This is a genomic window from Candidatus Hydrogenedentota bacterium, from assembly GCA_012523015.1.
Taxonomy (GTDB): domain Bacteria; phylum Hydrogenedentota; class Hydrogenedentia; order Hydrogenedentales; family CAITNO01; genus JAAYBJ01.
Genome location: JAAYJI010000307.1, coordinates 1 through 7796 on the forward strand (window position 1 = coordinate 1; position 7796 = coordinate 7796).

Here is a 7796-nt window from a genome sequence, read left to right on the forward strand (position 1 = left end):
AATCATCGAAAAAACGGGCGCACAGATTCTGTGGATTCACGGGGAAGAAGCCCATTCCGGATCCCATAACCCCACTTATGCCTATTGGAAATACTCCGGCGGCGGCGTGATGATTGGCAAAGGTTGTCACCCCCTTACGGCGGCACTCTATCTTAAAGAGGTGGAAGGGCGTGCCCGCAACGGCGTAGCCATTGCGCCCAAATCTGTCACCGCGCGCACAGCGGCACTAACGCGTATGCCCTCCTTCCAAGATGCCGGATTCATCAGAAGAGATTATCACGACATTGATGATTTTTCCATGATGCATGTCACCTTTGAAGATGGCTGCTTAGCAACGGTCTTCGCCTCAGATATTATTTTAGGCGGCATACACAATTGGCTTGAAGTGGCTGCCAACAATCACCGCACCGTGTGCAATATTAATCCCAATACAGCCATGCAAGTATATAATCCCCGCCATGAAAACTTTTCCGATATTTACACGGTAGAAAAAATAGAACAAAAACAGGGATGGACCCTTATGCCGCCCGATGAAGACTGGTTTACGGGATACCCTCAGGAAATTGAGGCTTTTTACCGCAGTGCCGCCTATGGCGATCCGGTGGAAAGCAACAGCCGTTTGGGTGCCAACACGATCTCTACCATTTATTCCGCTTATGTGTCCGCAGAAAAAGGCGGCGCAGAAATACCGATCAAAGTCTTTTAATCCTATACTGCATTTTTGACCGGAGAGAGTACTGCCCATTGTCGGACATAACATTTTATTGAAAAGGAACATACCATGACTCCCGAAGATTGGGAACACCTTCAACGGATCGTTCAAACGGGGCAATCAGACGAGGCTACAGCGGCTTTTATCATTGACAGCCCCTGGCTGCCCAACTGGTTTGATAAGTCCATCTTCGACTACTACGCTGATCCCGAATGTTGGTTTCAGGCGAATCTCGCCGCGATCCAAAATTTTCCAAAAGCCATGTTCCTGCCCGGCTTCTGGGCAGAATACGGCATGTGCTCAGAGCCTGCCTCCTTCGGGGCACGCTGCAGTTTTTATGAAGATGAATTTCCTTTTGCTCATCCTGTGCCCGATGCTTTAAATTCTTTGAGCCAACCCGATCCGCGCACCGATGGCCTCACGCCCTTCATACTGCAGCGCCTCGAAAGCATGCGTCCGAGAATTGAAGCGGCAGGGCATCACATTCGCTTTGCCATCGCGCGGGGGCCTCTGAATATTGCCTCCTTCCTCATGGGATCCTCTGAATTCCTCATGGCGCTATGCATGGAGCCGGAAAAAGTGCAACGCCTCTTAGACACGATTACACGTTTTCTCGTAGACTGGCTGCAGCTTCAAAAAGAGCGTATTGATTCTATCGACGGCATCTTTATACTGGACGATATTGTCGGTTTTATAGGAGAAGACGACTTTCAAAAATTCGCCAAGCCACGGATCACCCAAATGTTCTCCGCCTTCGACGCATCCCTTCGTTTCTTTCATAATGATGCCCATGGGCTGGTTTGTGCGCCCCACCTCGCCGATATGGGCGTCAATCTCTTTAATTTTTCCTGCGACCATACGATAGAAGAAATGCTGCAGCTCACAGGCAATTCAGTAACCTTACTGGGAAACATCCCGCCACGTGATGTGCTGGCACAGGGAACCCCGGAAGATGTGACGCGCAGTGTCCGGGAATTGCGTCAGTCCCTGCCCGACAACAAACGCGTCCTTTACTCCTGCGGCGGCGGTATGCCGCCCGGCGTATCAACAGAGAACATTAACGCCTTCCTCAACGCCTTATCGGAGTAAGCGCTTCAAGATTCGACTTCAGGCGCAGGGAGAATAGGATAGCGACAGGGGCAGCGCTGAGGCCTTCACACCTCGTTATTTTTTAAATACTTTATCTAAAAAATGATAGATGTGCCAGCGCACGTGACGGTTCGCCGCATCAATCAGATCTAAGGTGTGTGGATACCCTTCCAGACGCAGATATTCATAGCTGCATCCCAGCCCTTTAAGCCGTTCTGCCAGCAAATCCGCTTGGGCAACAGGAACGGTGTCATCGTCGGTTCCATGAATGATCAGGGTAGGCGGTATGCCTTCTTTCACATGTGTTAAGGGCGATGCCAACTGATATTGCTCCGGCACTTCATCATAAGATTTGCCTCCAAAAAGGCGCTGCAAGGTTTTATTATCGCGCACCTCTTCCAGCGTCATATCGACGGGACCATACAAATCCACAACGGCTTGCACCGCACTGCTGTAGTCGGCGTTACCGCCGCTGCCTTCTAGCGAAGGAACATCAGCGGAATAGCCAAGCATCATGGCGAGATGCCCGCCTGCAGAACCGCCCACCGCAGCGATCGCGTTGGGATCAATACCATATTCATCGGCGTGGGCACGGAGCCAGCGAACGGCGCATTTCACGTCCTCCACGCAAGCGGGAAAAACAGCATCGCCAACCATACGATAGGAAATGGTGACGGCTACATAGCCCATGAGCGGGAAACGAACACAGTAATATTTATAATCCGATCGCTTGCCGCTCTCCCAACCGCCGCCATGGATAAACACAAGGGCAGGCAAAGGGCCCGTGGCATTTTTGGGCTGATACAAATCCATGAACACAGATGTATCTCCCGTCTTGGCGTATTCAATATCTTTAGTCTCAATCACCTCTTCCGGCACCTCAATAGGCGTATTGAGATCTAGCAGCGTGATATCGCCCATAGCCAAAGCAACCACCAAATCCGCTGTTTCTTTGATGTTTTCCGGCAACGGAGGCGCTGCATCCATTTGGAAAAGGGCTTGCTCTTCAGAGCGTGATGCCAGGGATTGGGCATAGGCACCACCCATCTCGAAACAAGCAAGTAAGGCTGCCAATAATATCGGTAAATATTTCCAACCGCGACGATCTTTACTCATGAACTACTCCTCGTACAAATCATATGGTCTTTGTATTTTTGTTGTTGAGTCACAGTACATGCAGCGCTGCAGCAAGCCGAATCTTATAAGGTATCGGCAAGACTTCATCCTTGGGAATCGGCAGCATTGCACAGATCTTGCGACAGTACATAAACAAATTTACTTTGAAACAGCAAACAAAATTTCCTGCTTGTCCAAATGGATTAACATAGGATCAAGAGGCGTCAACTCACGCGGAAAACTTACATCGCGGCCGCGCAACAGATCGCGGCCCGAACCGGAGAGTCCGGAAAGATGAACCGCCACCGGTGTATGACGCAAATTAATAATGTAAAGATACATTTCCCCGTCGTGTTCCACATAGCGCGAACGTACGCCCTCAATGGGGTATCCGTAAGCATTAACGGGCCGCACAATTTCCGCCAATACACCGCTCACCAAGGCGGCATCCAGCGCATGTAAATATTCGGTGGGCAGGTTGAGCCCACGCACAAGAATGGTGTTTCCTGTGGCACGTATCACATCACTACGCGACTGACCCCGCTCATTATAGGGAATAGGCGTGCCTACACGTGCAACCATGCCCCCTTCTTCAACATAGTTGCTCAATTGCTCAAAAGTATTGTCCGGCACGGCCATGGTGCTGGGCAAAATCAACACTTTAATATCCGCCAATTCTCCATCTTCCACTTGTTTTTCTGTGATGAAGCGAACCGGAAAACCGGCAAAGGAAGCACCTTCAAAAGCAAATTGTGCTGACTCAAGATGAGGCACGCCGTTATCCATTATTTTTGAGGCTTCACTAAAAAGAACGGCCACCTGCTCCTTTTCCCGATGGAAGGCTGCAACAATCGGCGCAAGCCGATTCACATCCAGCGCCGCAAGCTCATAGGCGGCAAGCGCCTCGGGATGCTGACGAACAGTCGAATGGGGCGACAAAGCCATGCCCGAAGCGCCCGACATCACCATCTCCCACACGACGCTATAGGTCAACGCTTCCCGTTTTTGCGGATCATCCGTTCCGCTAACATCAATATCTGCATCAAGAATAAACACCGGTTTATTCTTTTTATAGGAATGCATCAAACTAATAACAGATTGAGCCTCCGGATAATTCATGGCATAAACACTTTCGCCCGCACTGCAGCGGACCGCTGTACCATCCATATCCATCAATGCCGCCATTTCTTCCCGGCTCGGCGTGGTTCGTGTTTCTCCTGCAGAAAAGGGCGTCGCATCATTATCAATAAGAACAGGTATTCCCGGCATCAGTGCAGACAAGTCCTGTTTCATTCCAGAGAAGAAGCGCAGTATAAGTCCGCGATGGTAACGCTGCCATTCATGCTGATAGGCACGTTGATTCTGATAACTATGCTCCGGATATTCACCCCAGATGGTAATCTCATCAAAATCCGCCAGATGCGCGTGCCAGAGTCGATTCAAATCCTGACGGTCAGGATATAAGGTCATAATCTGTTCTACAAAGCCTTCCCGTATATTTTCACCGTCATATTTAAACTGAGGGAATCGCGCGGCACTGACAGCAAAGGGTGGACGAGATAACTGACCTAAAGCGCTAAAAACTTGACGCCCCCCCTGTTGATAATCTACTGAAAAACCTTCATGAGCGAGATTGACAAAGCCATCTTCAATGAGGTCGGGCCACCTGTCCATGAGCGCCCCGGCTTCTGCACCTTGATCGAATTGTAGTATCCACGGAATTTCCAAGGCTTGTGATGCACGTGCCAAAGCACTTAACAAATCATTCAAAGCGGCCGTGTCCATGGTCGGAGAGGCATTGAGCAGCGCCAAATTCAAACCGTGATTCTTGATCCAGGCCAATTGCGCGTCCATAGTCATCGCTTCGGTTTCTGCGCTGCCGCTTGCATCAGTCAGCGCGGCTCCAATCAAGAAATAAGGATTCATACCATCGTAAAAGCCACCGTCTCTGATCTCTAAACGGGAAGGAGTCGCTGAAGGACGGATCAGTTTTTCCGGAGTCATGGCGCTGAATGTCAATCCGGCACGGAGCTCTTTCACCGCTGTATCTGCGTAACGAATTTGCTTGTCTGCCTCGCGCCAATTTTGCGCGGTCAATGCTCCCCGCGCCGATGCTAAAGAATCTCGGATAATCTTAGCACGCAAATGAAAGCCGGATTCTAAGCCGCCTGAACTGTCCGCCGAGCGCGCACCGGCACCGATGCTTTTATCAACGCCAACCAGCTGGGCCTCCACATCATCAATCTGTTGTTGCCAACGTCCGGTGCTGACCCGATAAATTTCACATTCCTGAATGGCAGGTTTATACTCGCGCACGTAATCAATGAGGATTACCATCGTGTAATCGCCCGGTTGCAAATGGGTAGGATCCCATTTGATCGCAACATCATCACGGCCGCGATTCAAATTCAAGGTCATCTCAGACTCATCCACCGTTTCATGGTCGGGATTCAATAAGACCATGCGAATAATCGCCCCTTCATAGGTAATGGTGGAAAAGATCTCAAGATTTAATGTGACAATTTCACCGATCTGTATTTCTTCCGGATAATTGAGCGTGAATGTCAGATTTTGACCTGCAGCCATCACCGGTTCACCGAACCAGATCGCCTCATAATCGGCGTGTACAGCATTATTTTCTGCAAAACCAAAAACCAGCAGCACTGATAAGAAGCAGCACCATAGAAACGGCAGCAAAGAAAAGCGTGAGGACGACACGATCATTATTAAAAACCTTTCCAAACAGTTCATCTATTGGACGATCATCGGGCAATGAATGGTCATGACTATAGCCAACATTGAACCCAAGAGGAAGCGACAAATCGCAGCGATGAAAAAGCCTGCCTTTTACCCACCAAAGTTCATAGGTTCCAATCAAAAACAACGATATAGGAAACAAGCGATAAGACTTGCCTTGAATCAATCCAAATCAGATTACTCAAAGCATTGCCACACATAGCGCAGCGAATCCGATGGAAATTTCCACCGGCACAATATCGGTTCACACCGCTCATTGTATACAGTACAAGTACCGTCAATCAACGAATTTTCAAGATCATGCTTCGGGTTGTCTCAGGCAATGACAAAGAGAAGGCTTATAGTTTAGGATCTTGTAATAGCCCTTTTCTTCGTAGTTCTTAAACGACAAAAGACGATGAGACGATGACATACAAGCCTGAATTAGATTTTGACGCAACTGCTACTGTTAAAAAGATTCTTTTCCAAACTCCCTGTAAAAAAAGATGCTTGAATTTTTGTAACAGATCCAATAAATCCACGCTTTTTGGGAAATGAGTTGCAATTCGAGTGTGAACCTGCGCTATGATCTGGAAGGTACATTATAACGAGGCACGCCCCCGTTATAATTAATTATCGAGACCTTATCCCGGTTTACCCTGTCTTGGCCCTTTTGGGCCGGTCTTTTGGCGTTGTAAAATACGACCGGTGCATTCCTCCAGTTCAACGAGAAACGAGGTGTCCCCGAAATTTCACCCGGATTTTTCCCAAGGGTCGTAAGCATTAATGTATGCACGTACGGGTCTGCGGAAGCCCCGGTGAAGCAATCCGCCGGGGCTGCCCAATCTGAATTATCGCGATAGAAATTTATCCGTTGGCGCGTTTGTCGGGTGCAAATCATCTGATGAATAAGTAATTCGTACAGATATTACCATATTATCTTCGCAGTTTATCATAAGTCGCCAATGAAGTCCCGGAAATAGCGTTCTTTCAAATACACGAAAACCATCGCGAGTTGGCATAATATCTAGATACAATGGACTGTTTTCGCGATATGTATCAAGCAATTGAAGTTCACTCATTCCGGGCTCTATCGTTTCATACAAATCTAAGAGTTCCTGTCGGTCCAAGTCTCCGCAAAAGAGAGTGGAAATTTCTCTGCAAAACATACCGTCAGGCCATCCGGTATAAAAAAATGCCATGATGAATATCGCTGCCAGCAGAGTTTTGAAGCCAAAAAACAATAAAAATTTTTTCATGTTACTTTCTTACACATTTTATTTCTTTTTCTACCGAAAGAACTTCATTTCCGACGGTCTGAATTTTTAATCGAGTAATGTTTTTTGTAATGCCGGGGTTGGTTTCGATATAGAAACACTCCTTTACCGGTATCCATCGTAATTGATACGTATTTAACGCTCCCCGATAAAGGGCAACAAATTCTGTTACCGTCTCTATTTTTTCGACTCGTTTCATAATGACTGCTAAGTTTTTTTTGCTTTCTGAACTATTTTCATGGTTTGCGAGCAGGCCAACTACAAGAAGGATAGCAGAGGCAAATAAAACAACGTTTATAGCACTATTAAGAATGTTCTTAATCAAAGACATGGTCACAACACCTTTCGCACGAGCGACACGACCTACTGCAGTCTGTTGCCCCAAATCGAGCGGCTTCATTATCCAGATGATCGTGCGGAATGCCTGCCATACGTTGCAAAATCTCTTCCCAATACCAATTTATGGCGTATGAAATCCATCCACGTCGATCTCCAAAACATCGCGCCAACTTACAACCAAAAACACAATGCTGTACATACTTTCCCTGTGGGCCAGAATCGGCCACAATATAAGAATGCAACCCGCATATCACAAAAGCCGTCAATAGCGCTGAGGGAAGAAAACGAAAAAAGTGAATTGGGAGAATGGACAAGCCTTTTATGTCAATTTGATTAATAGGATTTCCCCCTACATACGCTAACACATTCGGCCCGTCAATTACCCCCGCGGGATCAGCCATGGTCCAGCGGTTCATATTCGGGCTGTAGTAGCGGAAGGGGAAATAGTAGAGCTTTGCATCCGGATCCCAGGGTTTTCCGGTGAATTCATGGTAGGGGTCTGGACCGGTGACGCTGTAGCGTTGTCC

At 48.0% G+C, this 7796-nt stretch carries 8 protein-coding genes; 2 read left to right on the forward strand and 6 right to left on the reverse strand.

The window, feature by feature from the left end; genetic code table 11:
* Positions 1-706 (forward strand): gfo/Idh/MocA family oxidoreductase (locus GX117_13390; GenBank protein NLO34323.1); only part of this gene is annotated, 706 nt, incomplete at its 5' end.
* 75 nt (positions 707-781) lie between these two features.
* Positions 782-1801, forward strand: coding sequence for a uroporphyrinogen decarboxylase (locus tag GX117_13395; protein NLO34324.1), 1020 nt, complete (start codon positions 782-784; stop codon positions 1799-1801).
* Between the two features lie 75 nt (positions 1802-1876).
* Here GX117_13395 and GX117_13400 read toward each other — a convergent pair whose 3' ends face one another.
* From GX117_13400 to GX117_13425, 6 genes are all read right to left on the reverse strand, one after another.
* On the reverse strand, positions 1877-2917 hold the full coding sequence (locus GX117_13400; GenBank protein NLO34325.1) for an alpha/beta hydrolase: 1041 nt from the start codon (positions 2915-2917) through the stop codon (positions 1877-1879).
* Positions 2918-3076: 159 nt separating this feature from the next.
* Positions 3077-5581 (reverse strand): hypothetical protein, encoded by a 2505-nt coding sequence (locus GX117_13405; protein NLO34326.1) that lies wholly within the window; start codon positions 5579-5581, stop codon positions 3077-3079.
* A complete protein-coding gene (locus GX117_13410; protein ID NLO34327.1) occupies positions 5550-5840 on the reverse strand; it encodes a hypothetical protein in 291 nt (96 codons plus the stop codon). Before GX117_13410 ends, GX117_13405 begins: the two co-directional genes overlap by 32 nt.
* A 664-nt stretch (positions 5841-6504) precedes the next feature.
* Positions 6505-6912, reverse strand: a complete 408-nt coding sequence (locus tag GX117_13415) for a hypothetical protein (GenBank protein ID NLO34328.1) — start codon at positions 6910-6912, stop codon at positions 6505-6507.
* Position 6913: 1 nt separating this feature from the next.
* A complete protein-coding gene (locus GX117_13420) occupies positions 6914-7330 on the reverse strand; it encodes a hypothetical protein (protein ID NLO34329.1) in 417 nt (138 codons plus the stop codon).
* Positions 7248-7796 (reverse strand): RHS repeat-associated core domain-containing protein (locus GX117_13425; GenBank protein ID NLO34330.1); only part of this gene is annotated, 549 nt, incomplete at its 5' end. The genes GX117_13420 and GX117_13425, both read right to left, overlap by 83 nt.